Source organism: [Micrococcus luteus] ATCC 49442, assembly GCF_010367585.1.
GTDB classification, from domain to species: domain Bacteria; phylum Actinomycetota; class Actinomycetes; order Actinomycetales; family Micrococcaceae; genus Arthrobacter; species Arthrobacter luteus_A.
This window is the reverse complement of record NZ_JAAAXP010000001.1, coordinates 3,412,123-3,427,639: the sequence shown is the minus strand read 5'-3', so window position 1 is coordinate 3,427,639 and position 15,517 is coordinate 3,412,123. Positions and strand designations below refer to the sequence as shown.

General features: G+C 65.7%; 14 protein-coding genes. 11 read left to right on the top strand and 3 right to left on the bottom strand.

Going from position 1 to position 15,517, the window contains the following annotated elements; translation table 11 throughout:
• Nucleotides 1–64 precede the first annotated feature (64 nt).
• Nucleotides 65–1,912, top strand: coding sequence for a glycoside hydrolase family 15 protein (locus tag GUV69_RS15645; protein WP_164204085.1), 1,848 nt, complete (start codon nucleotides 65–67; stop codon nucleotides 1,910–1,912).
• 34 nt (nucleotides 1,913–1,946) lie between these two features.
• On the opposite strand, the gene GUV69_RS15640 is transcribed toward GUV69_RS15645, so the two are convergent.
• Entirely contained in the window at nucleotides 1,947–2,360 is a 414-nt protein-coding gene (locus GUV69_RS15640; protein ID WP_164204083.1) for a hypothetical protein, read from the bottom strand.
• Between the two features lie 124 nt (nucleotides 2,361–2,484).
• On the opposite strand from GUV69_RS15640, the gene GUV69_RS15635 reads away from it, so the two are divergent.
• The 10 genes from GUV69_RS15635 (at nucleotide 2,485) to GUV69_RS15595 (ending at nucleotide 13,885) form a co-directional block, all read left to right on the top strand.
• On the top strand, nucleotides 2,485–3,219 hold the full coding sequence (locus GUV69_RS15635; protein WP_164204081.1) for a FadR/GntR family transcriptional regulator: 735 nt from the start codon (nucleotides 2,485–2,487) through the stop codon (nucleotides 3,217–3,219).
• Nucleotides 3,220–3,245: 26 nt separating this feature from the next.
• Entirely contained in the window at nucleotides 3,246–4,370 is a 1,125-nt protein-coding gene (locus GUV69_RS15630; protein WP_164204079.1) for an asparaginase, read from the top strand.
• Nucleotides 4,371–4,378: 8 nt separating this feature from the next.
• A complete protein-coding gene (locus tag GUV69_RS15625; RefSeq protein WP_164204077.1) occupies nucleotides 4,379–5,812 on the top strand; it encodes an aspartate ammonia-lyase in 1,434 nt (477 codons plus the stop codon).
• A 9-nt stretch (nucleotides 5,813–5,821) separates the two neighbouring features.
• On the top strand, nucleotides 5,822–7,342 hold the full coding sequence (locus tag GUV69_RS15620; protein ID WP_164204075.1) for an amino acid permease: 1,521 nt from the start codon (nucleotides 5,822–5,824) through the stop codon (nucleotides 7,340–7,342).
• A 164-nt stretch (nucleotides 7,343–7,506) separates the two neighbouring features.
• Nucleotides 7,507–7,755 carry an SCO4226 family nickel-binding protein gene (locus tag GUV69_RS15615; RefSeq protein ID WP_164204073.1) on the top strand — a complete coding sequence of 83 codons (249 nt, stop codon included), beginning with the start codon at nucleotides 7,507–7,509 and terminating at the stop codon, nucleotides 7,753–7,755.
• A 163-nt stretch (nucleotides 7,756–7,918) separates the two neighbouring features.
• Entirely contained in the window at nucleotides 7,919–9,235 is a 1,317-nt protein-coding gene (locus GUV69_RS15610) for an ATP-binding protein (RefSeq protein WP_164204071.1), read from the top strand.
• A 101-nt stretch (nucleotides 9,236–9,336) separates the two neighbouring features.
• A complete protein-coding gene (locus GUV69_RS15605) occupies nucleotides 9,337–10,980 on the top strand; it encodes an HNH endonuclease signature motif containing protein (protein ID WP_164204069.1) in 1,644 nt (547 codons plus the stop codon).
• Between the two features lie 62 nt (nucleotides 10,981–11,042).
• Entirely contained in the window at nucleotides 11,043–12,290 is a 1,248-nt protein-coding gene (locus tag GUV69_RS15600; RefSeq protein ID WP_164204066.1) for a low temperature requirement protein A, read from the top strand.
• 87 nt (nucleotides 12,291–12,377) lie between these two features.
• Nucleotides 12,378–12,674 carry a carboxylesterase family protein gene (locus tag GUV69_RS23445; RefSeq protein ID WP_280113754.1) on the top strand — a complete coding sequence of 99 codons (297 nt, stop codon included), beginning with the start codon at nucleotides 12,378–12,380 and terminating at the stop codon, nucleotides 12,672–12,674.
• Entirely contained in the window at nucleotides 12,674–13,885 is a 1,212-nt protein-coding gene (locus GUV69_RS15595; RefSeq protein ID WP_280113753.1) for a carboxylesterase/lipase family protein, read from the top strand. The genes GUV69_RS23445 and GUV69_RS15595 overlap by 1 nt, the downstream gene beginning before the upstream one ends.
• On the opposite strand, the gene GUV69_RS15590 is transcribed toward GUV69_RS15595, so the two are convergent.
• Nucleotides 13,882–14,487 (bottom strand): phosphohydrolase, encoded by a 606-nt coding sequence (locus GUV69_RS15590; protein ID WP_164204064.1) that lies wholly within the window; start codon nucleotides 14,485–14,487, stop codon nucleotides 13,882–13,884. The genes GUV69_RS15595 and GUV69_RS15590 overlap by 4 nt on opposite strands.
• Nucleotides 14,488–14,534: 47 nt before the next feature.
• Nucleotides 14,535–15,434: a tRNA glutamyl-Q(34) synthetase GluQRS gene (gene gluQRS, locus GUV69_RS15585; protein WP_164204062.1), complete on the bottom strand. Its 900-nt coding sequence runs from the start codon at nucleotides 15,432–15,434 to the stop codon at nucleotides 14,535–14,537.
• Between the last annotated feature and the right edge of the window lie 83 nt (nucleotides 15,435–15,517).

The window sequence follows — 15,517 nt, the reverse complement described above, 5'->3', positions numbered from 1 at the left end:
GCCGCACCCGATATGGCGAGACAATTAAGTCACAGGTAAGCAGAATCTGAAGGAGCCAGCGAGCATGCATGCTCCGGCATCGCTGCGCCCGGTGGAGCGCCTCGACGGGTACTTGCCCATCGAGGATCACGGCCTCATCGGCGACGGATCCACGTGTGCCTTGGTGGGGCGCGACGGCGGTATTTCCTGGCTTTGCCTCCCCGAGTTCGACAGCCCGCCGTTCCTTGCCGGAATCCTGGACACGGACGCCGGCGGCCTCCTGGAGATCGCTCCCCTGCCGCTCCTTTCCTCCACGCAGCGGTACACGGAGGACTCCGGCGTCGTTGTCACGTCTCTGCTATCGGACCACGGCATGCTCAAGGTGACGGCCTGCATGACCCTCCGCTCCGGTGCCAATCTCGCTGAACCGGTTCCGGCGGGCAGGCATGAGCTTCTGCGTTATGCGGAGGCGGTGGGCGGTGACATCCGGGTGCGCGTTCGCCTGGTCCCCAAGATTGGCACCACTTTTGACCAGCTTGCGGGCGGGTGGAGGTTCGACTGGCCGGTGAACGGTACGGCCGAGGTCTACCTATGGTCCTCCGTAGAGCTTCGGCCTGACGGACGGGGACTTAGCGCCGAGCTGACGCTCCGCGCAGGCGAGACACTGACGGTCTCGCTGCATTGGTCAGGGCGCTTCCGGCTGCGGCAACGGCCGGATGCCAAAAAGCTCATCGACCAGACAGTACGGGCATGGCGGGAGTGGTCCTCCGGCCTCAATTGCGAGGGCTCGCAGGCCGAGCTGATGAAGCGCTCGGCCCTGACCCTGAAGCTCCTCGATCATGCGGAAACCGGTGCCATCATGGCAGCGGCCACCTCGTCCCTGCCCGAATGGCCGGGCGCCCCGCGCAACTGGGACTACCGCTACACCTGGGTGCGGGACGCGTCCTTCTCCAACTACGTCTTCCGGCGGATCGGTGACCGCAGTGATGCCGACGTGTTCCTCGCCTGGGTGCTCACCAATGTAGAGCGCGACGGCGTTCCACACGTGATGTACGCGCTGGACGGTTCGCAGCCGCCCGAGGAAGTTGTGGATCCAATTCTGCGGGGCTACCGGGGCTCCGCCCCGGTGCGATGGGGGAACGGCGCCATCCACCAGGTGCAGCACGATGTCTACGGTGAAATCGTAGACATCGCCTACCAGTGGTCCAACAGCGGCCAGCCCGTGGACAAGCACCTCTGGGCGGCACTCATCCCCATCGTGGAAGCAGCCATCAGCAGCTGGAAGACGCCGGACAGCGGCCCCTGGGAGGTCCGGACCGCCGGGCGTCCCTTCACCTACTCGGCGGCCATGTGCCACGTGGCCCTGGACCGGGCAATCCAGATCGCCCGAAAGCACAAGCTGCCCTATCCCACCCGGCGCTGGGCTGCCGCCGCACGGGAGATCCATGACGCCGCCCTGGGACTCTCCTGGAATCCGGAGCGCCGCACTTTTACTGAACAGCTCGGTGGGACGGGCGGCGTGGACGCTGCCCTGCTGTCACTGCCCATCCGGAATGTCATCAGGTTCGACGACCCAAGAATGGTCTCCACCACCAGGGCCATCGCTTCCGGTCTGGATGCAGGCAACGGACTTCTCTTCCGTTACCTGCCCGAGGAGTCGCCGGACGGACTGCCCGGCGGCGAAGGCGCCTTCCTGCTGTGCAGCTTCTGGCTGGTGGATAACCTGGCGGGGCAAGGACGGTTGGATGAGGCGCATGAACTGTACGAATCCCTGTGCAGCCGGGCGAATCCCCTCGGCCTGCTCCCCGAACAGATCCATCCGGACACCGGGGAGTTCCTCGGCAACTTCCCGCAGGCCTTCAGCCACGTGGGCGTCCTGTCCAGCGGACTGCGGCTCCTGAAAGCGCAACGCCGCAAGGCCTCGCAGTCCTGATCCGCTGCGGGCCCCGGAATCCCAACGCTGAAGGCTAGAAGAGCGGCACCGTATTCTTCTCCACCAGAGCGGGATTCCCCACCGGTTCCCGCTTCCGTTTAAGGAAACCGGCCCGTTGGTAGCGCTGGGCCAGGATGAACCCGGCGGGCGTGCCGTGTTCGTAGGACTCAACAAAGACGGCCTCCTGCCGGCCTTCCGAGGTGGTCATAAATCCATCCCAGGCAAGGGCTGCACGGTCAGGACGTGGATCCTCACTGACCGACCGCCTGGCTGCGGCCACGCCTTCCTCGAGCTGATTTCCGGCGAGATAGCGCTGCAGATTCCGTTGATCTCCGGTTTCCCGAATAACGAAGGGCACCAGGTCGGTGCCGGAAGAGACAACAGAGTCGATGGCATGGTCCAGAGCCATAAAGGCCAGGTTGCGAAGTTCCTCAGAGTATTCATCCATGGCAGGAGGCTAACCTCCCGCCACTGCAAAAATGCTGCTTACGGCAGGTGACACTCCGGGCAGATACCGCCCGCGGCCTGGCGCCGACATTGACACGCCCTGTGACCCGTGCCATATTTAAGGCGTGAACCTGTCAGACAGCCGGACAGCAGGACAGCCTGCTAGCACCCACGACGAGCAGAGTGCCGGAACCTTGCCTCTCGCAAGGCTCAGCGCTGCCGAAGCGGTGTTCAATGCCGTCCGGGCTGACATCGAATCCGGCAAAGTGGCCGTGGGTGGGAAGCTCAGCTCCGAGGCGTCCCTCTCGCAGCAGTACGGCGTCAGCCGCTCAGTGATCCGGGAAGCCCTGCGTTCCTGCACGGCCTTAGGCCTGACCGTAACCAAGACCGGGAAGGGCACCTTTGTGGTGGCCGACAAGGTCGCAAACGACCTCACGCTGGGACAGTACTCCGCACGGGACCTCACCGAGGCCCGGCCCCACATCGAAGTCCCCGCCGCCGGACTGGCCGCCCAGCGGCGGACAGGCGAGGAACTGGAGACGCTGCGGAGCATCGTCGCCGCGATGACCGCCGAAACCGACCCGGAATCGTGGGTTGCCCTGGACTCCAGCTTCCACGCCGCCATCGCCCGGGCCAGCGGCAACAAGGTTTTCGCCAGCGTGGTTGCGGATATCCGGGGAGCCCTGGCCTTCCAGTCCGAGACGCTGAACATGGTGGCCGACCGCCAGCACGCCTCGGACACCGAACACCAGCGGATCCTTGAAGCCATCGAAGCAGGCTCAGCAGACGAAGCCAGCAAAGCGATGGCAGAACATCTCCGCGCCGTGGGCCTTGCCCTCGATTCCATCCTCAGCAAGTAATCCCTGAACAAGACTCCTAGGACCTCATGCCTGCCGCTGCCCTTTCTGCTGCCCAAACCGCCGTCCCCGGCACAGCTCCACACGGATTCCGGTCCGGAATCAACAGCGGAAACCTTCCGCAGCACGCACCCCTCGTGGTTGCCACACGCGACGGACTCGTGGAAAGCATCCACTACGGATCGGCCATCGCCACGGCCCCGGACGGCTCTATCCTGGCGTCGGCGGGTGATCCCCTGGCTCCGTTCTACCCCCGTTCTGCGCTCAAGCCGCTGCAGTCCGTGGCCATGGTCCGCGCCGGCCTGAAACTGCCTGCCGACCTGCTCGCCCTGGCTGCAGCGAGCCACTCAGGCGGAGCCAGGCACCGCGGCGGTACCCAGCGCATCCTCGCCATGCACGGCCTCACCGCCAACGACCTGGAGAACAGCACCGACCTCCCCTACGGCACCAGCGAGCGCGAAAACTGGCTGCGTTCCGGACTCCACGCCACACAGGTCACCCAAAACTGCTCCGGCAAACATGCCGCCATGGCCGCCACCTGCGTCATCAACGGCTGGCCGGTCAAGGGCTACCTGGACCCGTCGCACCCGCTGCAGCAGGCTGTCGCGGCCACCGTCGCCGACCTGACCGGCGAGCAGCCACTGGCCCTCAGCACCGACGGCTGCGGCACTCCGCTGTTCGCCCTCACCCTGCGCGGCATGGCCCGCGCCTTCGGCACCATCGCTGCAGCTGCCGCCGCCGCCAATACTCCTGCAAGAACCCCCGACGACGGCGGGGCGGCCCCGCTGCTGGCGGAAGCCGCCGTCGGACTTGCCATGCGGCAGCACCCGGACATGGTGGCCGGCGAGCGCCGCGACGTCACCGAACTGATGCGGCTGCTCCCCGGCGCCGTGGCGAAGGACGGTTTTGAGGGTGTCCAGCTCGTGGGCCTGCCCGACGGCCGCGCCGTCGCGATCAAGATTTCAGACGGCGGCGATCGCGCCCGGATGCCCGCCGCCGTCCACATGCTTGAGTTCCTCGGCGTGAATACTGCGCCGCTGGCCGGTATCAGCACGGCCCCCGTTTTCGGCGGCGGCCACCACGTCGGCCTGCTGCAATCCCTGAATTTCCTGGCTGCACCAACACTGTCCAACCCCGACAACGAAACCCGCTGAGGACCCTCATGCCAACCCTGACCACTCTTGAGTCCACTGACGTTGTACCGGAAACCCGCTCCGAGCACGATCTCCTGGGCGACCGGGATATCCCTTTCAACGCATACTGGGGCGTCCACACGCTGCGCGCCGTGGAGAACTTTCCCATCACCGGGCAGCCGCTGTCCTCCAACATGCACCTGGTCCGCGGCCTTGCGGCCGTGAAACTCGCGGCTGCACGTACCAACCACGAGCTGGGCCTGCTGGACGCCGAACGCACCGAAGCCATCGAACAGGCATGCCAGGACGTTATGGCTGGGAAACTCAGCGACCAGTTTGTGGTGGACGTGATCCAGGGCGGGGCCGGGACGTCGTCGAACATGAACGCCAACGAGGTCATTGCCAACAGGGCGCTGGAAATCCTCGGCCACCCCAAGGGCGACTACGCCCGCCTGCACCCGAACGACCACGTGAACCTTAGCCAGTCCACCAACGACGTCTACCCCACGGCCGTGAAGCTGGGCACCATCTTCGCCGCCCGGAAACTGCTGGACGCACTGGCCGAACTCGAGGAGGCGTTCGGTGAGAAGGCGCTGGAATTCCGCACCGTGGTGAAAATGGGCCGAACACAGCTTCAGGATGCCGTACCCATGACCCTGGGCCAGGAATTCGGCACGTATGCCATCACCATTGGCGAGGACCGCCTGCGCCTGGCTGAGGCCGAACTGCTCATCCACGAAATCAACCTCGGCGCCACAGCCATCGGCACCGGCCTGAACGCCCCCGCTGGCTACGCCGAGGCAGCCTGCCGGCACCTCGCCGAAGTCACCGGCCTGCCCCTGGTCACCGCCGTCGACCTCATCGAGGCCACCCAGGACGTCGGCGCCTTTGTGCACCTGTCCGGCGTGCTCAAGCGCGTGGCCGTGAAGCTCTCCAAGATCTGCAACGACCTCCGCCTTCTCTCTTCGGGCCCGCGCGCGGGCTTCGGCGAAATCAACCTCCCCGCCGTCCAGTCCGGCTCCTCCATCATGCCCGGCAAGATCAACCCGGTGATCCCGGAAGTGGTCAGCCAGGTGGCCTACGAGGTCATCGGCAACGACGTCACCATCACCATGGCCGCCGAGGCCGGCCAGCTCCAGCTCAACGCCTTCGAACCGATCATTGTCCACAGCCTCCACAAGAGCATCTCCCACCTGGAAGCCGCCTGCCGCACCCTCACGGCCCGCTGCGTCCGGGGAATCACCGCCAACACCGAACACCTCCGCCTCACCGTCGAGCAGTCGATCGGCCTGGTCACCGCCCTGAATCCCCATCTCGGCTACGCCACCGCCACCGCCATCGCCCAGGAAGCCCTCGCCACCGGCAAGGGCGTAGCGGAACTCGTCCTCGAACACGGCCTGCTCACGGACACCCAGCTCCAGGACCTGCTCAGCCCCGAACGCCTCGCCAACCTCAGCAAGTAAGGCACACGCATGACTAATCCCCCCACCCCCCTCCCCGACCACATCATCGACGGCGGCCACGCCCACGCCACCGAATCCGCCCTGCACGCGGAGGACAAGGGCTATCACAAGAACCTCAAGCCCCGGCAGATCCAAATGATCGCCATCGGCGGGGCCATCGGCACCGGCCTGTTCCTTGGAGCTGGCGGCCGGCTCAACGCCGCCGGGCCGTCCCTCGTCATCGCCTACGCGGTCTGCGGCTTCTTCGCCTTCCTCATCCTCCGGGCGCTGGGCGAACTGGTGCTCCACCGGCCGTCGTCGGGCTCGTTCGTCTCCTACGCCCGTGAATTCTTCGGCGAGAAGGCCGCGTTCGTCTCCGGGTGGTTCTACTGGATCAACTGGGCCACCACCACCATCGTGGACATCACCGCGGCCGCCCTGTACATGAACTTCTTCGGCAACTACATCCCCTGGATGGCAGCGGTTCCGCAGTGGGCATGGGCACTGATCGCCCTGCTGGTGGTGCTCGCCCTGAACCTCGTTTCCGTCAAGGTCTTCGGCGAAATGGAATTCTGGTTCGCCCTGATCAAGGTCGCCGCGCTGGTGGTCTTCCTCGTGGTGGGAACCTACTTCGTCATCTTCGGCACCCCCGTGGACGGCCAGCAGGTTGGCCTCAGCCTCCTGTCCGACAACGGCGGCGTGTTCCCCAACGGCCTCCTGCCCATGATCATCCTGATGCAGGGTGTCCTGTTCGCCTACGCCTCCATCGAACTCGTGGGCACCGCAGCCGGCGAGACCAAGAACCCCGAAAAGATCATGCCCAAGGCCATCAACTCGGTGGTCTTCCGCATCGCCGTCTTCTACGTCGGCTCCGTCATCCTGCTCGCCCTGCTGCTGCCGTACACGTCGTACGAGAAGGGCGTCAGCCCCTTCGTGACCTTCTTCGGCTCCATCGGCATCCAGGGCGTGGACGTCATCATGAACCTGGTGGTCCTCACCGCCGCGCTCTCCTCCCTCAATGCAGGCCTATATTCCACCGGACGCATACTTCGCTCCATGTCCGTGAACGGCTCCGCGCCGAAGTTCGCGGGGCGGATGAACAAAGCCGGCGTCCCCTACGGCGGCATTGCCATCACCGCCGGAGTCTCCCTGCTGGGCGTTCCGCTGAACTACCTGGTGCCCGCACAGGCCTTCGAGATCGTGCTCAACGTGGCGTCCGTGGGCATCATCATGACCTGGGCAACCATTGTGCTCTGCCAGATCCAGCTCAAACGCTGGGCTGACAAGGGCTGGCTCGAACGCCCTTCCTTCCGCATGTTCGGCGCCCCGTACACCGGCTACCTCTCCCTGCTGTTCCTGGTGGGCGTGCTGGTTATGGTCTTCATCGAGTCCCCGCTCACCATGCTGGTCACGGCCATCGCCTCGGTATTGATGGTGTTCGGCTGGTACGCCTGCCGCCACCGCATCCGCGAAATCGCCGAGGCCCGCGACGGCTTCACGGGCATCGCCCCGGTGGTCGCCAACCCGGCCGCAGACACCTTCAGGAAGTAAGGCGGCAGTAACGCCCGACGGCGGCACGCGGGTTCTGTTTCCACAGAACCCGGGTGCCGCCGTCGTCGCTTAACGGATCCTCTTGACGCCGAAAAGATGCGGGTCTAACGTCAGCCACATCCGGCTGTTTCAACGGCGAAACCAAGTCAAGGAGCATTGGCACTATGCCTGAATTCATGGATGTACATCGCAACATGGTTGGCATCACCCAGGAGGCCCTTCGGGAAGCCCACAACGCCGATCTCGCCATCCAAGAAGACGAGAAGGTTGACTTCAAATCCGCCTGGGCCGACCCCGAATCGGGTCTGGTTTACTGCCTCTCGGAGGCCCCCTCAGCGGATGCCGTTCGGCGCATACATGAGCGGGCAGGCCATCCCGCCGACGAGATCCACCCTGTCCCGATCAAGGTCTGATTCAGACCACCGCAGTCGCGGCCCCTAGGGTCCGCCGTGTAACGCAACCCTCCCGCAACCCATCGTGGCGGGCAGATCGCTTATGCTCAGCAGAGCGCCTGGCTAGCTGCTCTGCGCGCATCACGACCTGCAGTTCAACGACGAACCACCCGGGAGACACTGCATGACCAACTGGCGGATCAGGGATTTCCACTCAGCGGACCTGGACGGGATCCTGCACCTGTGGGAGACCCTCAAAGCCTCCGACGTGGAGCCCGTCTATGCCCTCTCCGAAGTCCTCGCGTCGTGCGAGAAGGACCACGCCGTGGTGGCGGTGCAGGGAGACATGGTGGTGGGCGCCGCCGTCGGACGTGCGGCGCATGACCAGGGCTGGATCGTTTTCCTCGCCACGCTGCCGGAGTACCGCGGCCGGGGCATCGGCACTTCGCTGCTCGCCGCCGTCGAAAACCGGATGGCGCCGCACGGCCTCAACAAGCTGTCCGCCCTGATGCCCGAGGCCGAAACCCGCGTGGAGGCGTTCCTTAGCCGCGGCTTCGCGCTCAAGAAAAACCTCCGCTACTTTGAGCGGACCATTCCCGTGCAGCGCCAGGAACTCGGCGCGCTGGGCCAGCTGGGAGGCCGGATCCTGGCCCGGGACCTCTGGGAAAACGTTGCCGGCATGCGCAAGGAAAAAGAGCTCCTCGAGCGGCGCCTGGTCCTCCCCCTGGCGGAAGCCGATCTCGCCGACGAATACGGCGTGGTGCCGCCCCGCGCCGTGGTGCTGTTCGGTCCCCCGGGAACCGGCAAAACCACGTTCGCGAAGGCGATCGCGTCCCGGCTGGAGTGGCCGTTCGTGGAGGTTTTCCCGTCACGCCTGGCCTCCGATCCCCAGGGACTCGCCGGTGCCCTGCGCGAAACATTCCTGGAGATCGCCGAGCTGGAGCACTGCGTGGTGTTTATCGACGAGGTGGAGGAGATCGCCTCCCAGCGGTCCGGCGAGCCGCCGTCGCCGCTGCAGGGGGTCACCAACGAGCTGCTGAAAATCATCCCGGCGTTCCGTGAGCAGCCGGGCCGCCTGTTGGTCTGCGCCACGAACTTCATCAAGGCCCTGGACAGCGCCTTCCTCAGGCACGGCCGGTTCGACTACGTCATCCCCATCGGCCTCCCCGACCGCCAGGCCCGCGAAGCCATGTGGCAGCGCTTCATCCCCGCCGCCGTGGTGGACGACGTCGATGTGGAACTCCTCGTGGAGCGGACCGAGGGCTTCTCCCCCGCAGACATCGAATACGCCGCCCGCAGCGCCTCCCAGCGGGCGCTCGAAAAGGCAGTGTACGACGACGGCGGCGCTGCTTCCGGCGGCAGCGTTTCAGTCCGGGAGGCGGTCCGGAAGGGGCCCTCCACGCAGGATTACCTGGACGCTATCGGGGAGACCCGGACCACCGTCAGCGAGGAAGTGCACCAGGACTTCCTCGAGGACATCGACGCACTCGGCCGGGTCTAGCCCGGGTCTGGCCCGGAGACACGAAGAACTTTTCAATTTCCTTTTAGAGGTGGACCCCCTGGCACCGCTTGAATGTCGTACCCCCTTGTCATGCTGGAGGTATGGATAACAGGGCAGGTGCAGAGGTGTTGGAGGCCATCGCGGCTTCTGCTTTACAGCTGGCCGGTGTGCTCCGGGGGTTGGCGGATATACCGGCCGACGCACGTCGTGTAGCTGGCCCTTCGGCGGCTGACTCGGACCCGTTGGGCTGGCAGGCTGAGGCGTGTCTGACGGTCCTGTCCGGCGCGGCGGCGTTGGAGGCGATGGTCGCCGCTGTGAAGGTCCATGCGGCCGGCGGCTACGACGAAGCCGCCCAAGTGATCGCGGGGCCCATCATGTCCCCGCAGGAGCACACCGCCCAGGACATGAGTATCGTGGCTGAGGTCGCCTGTGCCCTGACGGTCAGTGAACGCACGGCCGGCAGTCTGCTGGGCGAGGCTCACCGCTTACGTCGTGCTCTGCCGCTGACGCTGGCGGCCCTGGAGGCGGGGACGTTGTCGTGGCAGCATGCCCGGATCATGGTCGACGAAACTACCAACCTCGAGCCCGCCGCCGCCCACGCCCTGGAAGCGCACTTCCTGGACCCGGAGGCCCCGAACCCGGCCCGCGGTGCGGCCGGCGGGATGGTCCCGGGCCGGTTCCGGGCCAAAGCCCGGACGTGGCGGGAGCGGCATCACCCGGTCAGTATCGAAACACGCCACACCCGGTCTGCCGCGGACCGTCGGGTCGAATTCTGTCCGGACCGGGACGGGATGGCCTGGCTCTCGGCTTACCTGCCCGCCGATCAGGCTTCCGGGATCTGGGCACGGACCACCGCAGACGCCCGCGCCCTCCAGTGCCCTACCGAAGGCCGGACCCTCACCCAGCTACGCACGGACATCCTCGCCGGCTTACTCCTCGGCGCGGACCATCACACGGACGGGACCACCGGTGGGGCAAGCGGCCTGAACAGCACTCGGGACGGCACTCTGAATGGTGCTTCCGGGATGATCCCGTCGCCGACAGCCCAGGTCCTCGTCACGGTTCCGGTGTTCGCGCTGATGGGCCTGACCGATGAACCCGCCATCCTCGACGGATACGGACCGATCCCGCCGTCCATGGCCCGCGCTCTCGTGGCCAATGGTGCCGAGTCGTTCCGCCGGGTCCTGACCGATCCCCGGGACGGGGCACCGTTGGAGATCGGCCGGGAGAGCTACCGGATCCCCAAAGCGCTGCGTCAATGGCTCCGCCTCCGGGACGGCAAATGCCAGTTCCCCGGCTGCTCCAACCCATCCCTGGACAACGAAGCAGACCACCTGAAGGCCTGGGCCAACGGCGGGAGCACCGGGATCTCAAACCTGGCCCAGCTCTGCCCCAAACATCACCGACTCAAACACGCCAGACCCTGGCAACCCACCGAAGCCACCACGGACGAGCCGCCCGGCTGGATCTCACCCACCGGCCGCCACTACCAAAGCGAACAACCCGACCGGGAACCACCCCACTGGCCGGACCAAATGGCGGACGGACTCCACAACGGGGAATTTGGCTCCTCACTGCCCCACAGCCAGCTACAGGCAGATCCGGTGACGGAGTGGGCTTGGTTAGGGCGCCGGCTCCAGGAACCGGAATCGTTTCTTTGTCCTTCCGTCCCTGATTTTCTGTGGCTGACTGAACAGCCGAGGGGCACCGCGCCGCATCAAGGCCTCTGCGGCAGCACCGGATGAGCCGTGTCGCGCAGCCTCGAAATATAGGGCAGGCCCGTTTCTGCGGCGGTAATCTTTGACGCATGCCCTCCAATCCCCTCCGGCACGCCCTGGCCAGCATGGGTGGCCGGGACCCGCACGAAAAACACCGTGCCGCCACACCACTGGAACTCTTCTTTGACCTGACCTTCGTCATTGCCTTCGGAGTCGCAGGCAGCCAGTTTGCCCACGAAATCGCGGAAGCCCACGTCGGCGTTGGCCTGCTGGGATTCTCCTTTGCGATGTTCGCGGTGATCTGGGCCTGGATCAACTTCACCTGGTTCGCGAGCGCCTACGACACCGACGACTGGGTCTTCCGTGTAGTCACCATGGTGCAGATAGTTGGCGTTCTGATCCTGACGATGGGCATCGAACCCATGTTCCACTCCCTCGTGGAAGGAGACCACGTCGACAACAGGGTCATTGTTGCCGGCTACGTGCTGATGCGCCTTGCCCTGGTGACGCAGTGGGTGCGGGCTTCGAGACAGGACCCTGCCCGCCGCGAGACCTGCCTGCGCTACGCGAAGTACCTGGCCGTAGTCCAGCTTGGCTGGATCGCTGTGCTCATCATCGAAGCGGACATCTCCACCACGTTCGCCATGACGGTGCCGCTGATCGTGCTGGAGATGGCCACACCATACGCCGCGGAACGTAAGGCTACGACGCCATGGCACGCCCATCACATTGCCGAACGCTACGGGCTCCTCGCCATCATCGCCTTGGGTGAATGCCTTATCGGGGCGATTGAAACCCTGCGGGCAATAGTGGCCAATCACGGCTGGAGCGTTGACGCCGCCCTTGTTGGCTTCGGTGGAACCGCCCTGGCATTCGGCATGTGGTGGATCTACTTCATGCTTCCCGCCGGCCGTGCCCTGCACTTGAGACGGCACCGGTCATATCTGTTCGGCTACGGCCATATCCCCATCTTCGCGGCAATAGCGGCCACCGGCGCAGGCCTGCACGTGGCCGCCTACTTCATCGACCATGAGGCGCACATCAGTGCGGCAATAGCTGTGGCCAGCATCGCCGTACCCGTCGCCCTGTTCAAACTCTCACTGACGTGGCTTTACAGCGCGATGGTCGGCGCGGACCGAACCATCATCACCGTCGCCGCCTTCGTGCTGGTGGTGCTGGCCGGATCCATCGGCCTGGCTGCCGCCGGGGCATCCGTCCCGGTGTGCTTATTGGTGATTGTCCTGGCGCTTGCCGCCTCAATCGTCATTGACGAACGCCGGGGCTCGGAACGGCTCCATCAGGCCCTTCAGAAGCTGGAAGCGGAGGCTGCTTCGTAGGCTGTGACTTTCGGCCCTGCACCGGCCCCGCAACAGCTGCCAACGTGACGGTATGACCCGAAACGTCGGGCCGTGGAGGCGGCAGGCATGAGCACGGTAGTTAGAACGAAGCAGGGGCAGTTGCGCGGGACCGCCGACGGCGGCATCCACCGTTTCCTTGGCATTCCGTACGCGGCGCCAACGTCTGGTGCCAACCGGTTCCGTCCGCCGCAGCAGCTGCAGCCCTGGAGCGGAATCCGCGATGCCGGCCAGTACGGTGCAGCCCCTTTCCAATTGGCGCCCCCGGAAAGTGCAGGTACGGAGTGGGACAGCGGGCTGGGCGGCGCGGACTGCCTGAATCTAAATGTCTGGACCCGGGCCCGGGCGCAGCAGGACTGCCCGTGATGGTGTGGATTCAAGGCGGCGCGTTCGAATTCGGCTCAACGGCCGCATACGACGGGACAACTTTCGCCAGGGATGGTGTGGTGTGCGTCGTGATCAACTGGCGTGTGGGTGCCGACGGCTTCCTGGACCTTGGTGACGGCAACGCCAATGCCGGTCTCCTCGACCAGGTCGCGGCCCTGGAATGGATCCGGGACAACATTGCAGCGTTTGGCGGTGATCCCGGCAATGTCACGGTCTTCGGCCAGTCCGCAGGCGCCATGAGCATCGGAGTGCTCCTCGCGACGCCCCGCGCAGAAGGATTGTTCCGGCGGGCCATCCTGCAAAGCGGCGCTGCCCACCACGCGATCCCCACCGGGACCGCCCGGAGGATCGCAGGGTTCCTCGCCGAAAAGCTCGGAGTACCGCCAACCCGGGACGCGATGGCGGCGGTGCCCACCCAGCGCCTGCTCGCAGCGCAAGCGGAGCTAAAGGCCGATCTCATCGCCCGGCCCGATCCGCAACACTGGGGACAGGATGCCGTTGCCAGCTTGATGCTGTGGCAGCCGACCATCGATGGCGACGTCATTCCCGGCCGGCCCATCGATCGGATCGCTGCCGGCTCAGGCGCGGCCGTAGACCTCATAGTGGGCACTAATGCCGAGGACTGGAAGCTGTTCCTGGCAATCACCGGCGTGCTTGCCAAAGTCACGGAAGAGGACCTCGCGGAAGTCAGGAGCGTGGATGTCTTCTCACGCATATCCGCGTACGGCCTTCCGGCCGAAAAGGCACTCCGCGAGTATCGTTCCCACTACCCTGCGAGCTCCCCCGGCGAACTGCTGGCCGCCGTGGAGACCGACTGGTGGGTGAGGATTCCGGTCATCCGCTTGGCAGACGCGCACGCAGGGGCGCAGGCCGCCTCCGCCCGCACCTACATGTACGAGTTTGGCTGGCCCGCCCCGGGGCTCGGCGCGGTCCACGCCATGGAAGTGCCGTTCGTCTTCGACGCCCTGCACAAGGGCTCCAGGCTGTTCGGGCCGCTCCTGGGCACAGATCCGCCGCAGGAATTGGCCAACACCGTCCACTCCGCTTGGATTTCGTTCGCCGCCACCGGGGATCCGGGCTGGCCGCGCTACAATCACGGGAGCCGGACCACCATGCTCTTTGAGGCCGAACCACGCCTCATCCGTGACCCCCGCGCCTGGGAACGGGACCTCTGGAGGGACGTCCGCTAGGACTCGTAGGAGAGGTTCTCGTAGTCAGTGTCGTCTTGCTCATCCAACCGGTCATCAAGTTCCTCCAGCAGCCACGGGTTGACGCGGGCAAGGATCTTGCGGATTTCTTCCGTCTCCACGGCTGCATACAGCACCGGCCGGGCGTCACGGTATTTCGTTACCGGCGGCTTGTCCGGCCACTTCTCGGCGAGCGCCTTCACGCGCTCTGGCATGGAATTGTGGGCGTTGTCCGCGATCTTCACGAGGGCGGCGTCGTGGTCCTCAGCAATGTAGCGGATGCCGGCCTGATAGTCATCGGGGTTGTCGTGCAGCCGGTTGGTGACCCGCTCGATGATGTCCACGGCCCGCTCCGGAACGCCCATCTCCAGCAGTGCCTGCCGGGTGATGGGGGTGTCCTCAGCGATGTCATGGAGATAGCCGGCAATCCGGATATCGTCGTCGAAATCCGCCAGGGCATCCCCGACGGCGATCACGTGGTCCCGGTAGGGCCGCTTGAGCTTGTCCTTCTGCCGGTTGTGCGCCACCTCTGCCAAAACCCGGGCGGTCTCGACGGTGAATCCCGGCTGGGGGACGTGCGCTTCAGTGAATTCAGGTTCCGACATGGTTCCAGCCTACGCGCCGGGCACGTCCTAGCCGGGCACGTCCTAAACTAGCGCGGGCGGTCCGCACCCAAGCCACTCCACACCCACGGTTCGCGCGGGAGCTTGCCCGGCACGAATGCGGCAAGGGCCTTCTCCAGGCTGCCGGCCGGCAGCCCCAAGGACTGCAGGAGGTGATTCCGGACCTCCGCCACATCAACGCCGGCCAGCGCGAGGTCGGCCAGCGTGACGGCGCCGTCGCGCTTAGCCAGCCGCGCGCCGTCGTGATTAACAACCAGCGGCACATGGGCATATTCCGGAACTGGAATATGCAGCAAAGACGCAAGGTACGCCTGACGAGGGGTGGAGGGCAACAGGTCATCCCCGCGGACCACTTGATCGACGCCCTGCGCAGCGTCGTCCACCACCACCGCAAGGTTGTACGCGGTCACACCGTCGTTTCGGCGGAGGACAAAATCGTCCACCACCCCGGTGAACCCGCCGTGCAATACATCGTGCACCGTGAACTCCGCGACGTCCGCGCGGAGCCTTATCGCCGCAGGCCGGATGGAGCGTTTGAATTCAAGCTCGGCGGGATTCAGATTGCGGCACGTTCCGGGGTAGGCGCCCTGCGGTGCGTGCGGCGCCGATGGCGCCTCCTGGATCTCGCGCCGGGTGCAGAAGCATTCGTACGTCAGTCCCGCGTCACTGAGACGGCGGATTGCCTCGTCGTACACCGCACCGCGGTCTGTCTGGCGGACGACGGCGCCATCCCAGGTCACGCCGATGGCCGCCAGATCGCGGAGCTGCTCTGCCTCCGCGCCCGCACGAGCCCGGTCAAGGTCCTCAACGCGGAGCAGGAAGTCCCGGCCTGTGGAACGCGCAAACAGCCAGGCAAGGATGGCGGTGCGGAGGTTGCCGACGTGGAGTTCCCCTGAGGGGCTGGGGGCAAAGCGCCCGGCTGGAGTCATGAATCAACCCTACGCATTGGGGCAACACAAAAGCCCCTCAGCTACCGCTGACGCCGAAGGTTCGGCGCCCGGGAGTTCAGGGG

Coding starts and splice junctions, on each gene's coding strand:
- gluQRS (WP_164204062.1), bottom strand. CDS start 15,434: ATGACTCCAGCCGGGCGCTTTGCCCCCAGCCCCTCAGGGGAACTCCAC.
- GUV69_RS15610 (WP_164204071.1), top strand. CDS start 7,919: ATGACCAACTGGCGGATCAGGGATTTCCACTCAGCGGACCTGGACGGG.
- GUV69_RS15625 (WP_164204077.1), top strand. CDS start 4,379: ATGCCAACCCTGACCACTCTTGAGTCCACTGACGTTGTACCGGAAACC.
- GUV69_RS15590 (WP_164204064.1), bottom strand. CDS start 14,487: ATGTCGGAACCTGAATTCACTGAAGCGCACGTCCCCCAGCCGGGATTC.
- GUV69_RS15630 (WP_164204079.1), top strand. CDS start 3,246: ATGCCTGCCGCTGCCCTTTCTGCTGCCCAAACCGCCGTCCCCGGCACA.
- GUV69_RS15605 (WP_164204069.1), top strand. CDS start 9,337: ATGGATAACAGGGCAGGTGCAGAGGTGTTGGAGGCCATCGCGGCTTCT.
- GUV69_RS15620 (WP_164204075.1), top strand. CDS start 5,822: ATGACTAATCCCCCCACCCCCCTCCCCGACCACATCATCGACGGCGGC.
- GUV69_RS23445 (WP_280113754.1), top strand. CDS start 12,378: ATGAGCACGGTAGTTAGAACGAAGCAGGGGCAGTTGCGCGGGACCGCC.
- GUV69_RS15595 (WP_280113753.1), top strand. CDS start 12,674: ATGGTGTGGATTCAAGGCGGCGCGTTCGAATTCGGCTCAACGGCCGCA.
- GUV69_RS15615 (WP_164204073.1), top strand. CDS start 7,507: ATGCCTGAATTCATGGATGTACATCGCAACATGGTTGGCATCACCCAG.
- GUV69_RS15640 (WP_164204083.1), bottom strand. CDS start 2,360: ATGGATGAATACTCTGAGGAACTTCGCAACCTGGCCTTTATGGCTCTG.
- GUV69_RS15645 (WP_164204085.1), top strand. CDS start 65: ATGCATGCTCCGGCATCGCTGCGCCCGGTGGAGCGCCTCGACGGGTAC.
- GUV69_RS15600 (WP_164204066.1), top strand. CDS start 11,043: ATGCCCTCCAATCCCCTCCGGCACGCCCTGGCCAGCATGGGTGGCCGG.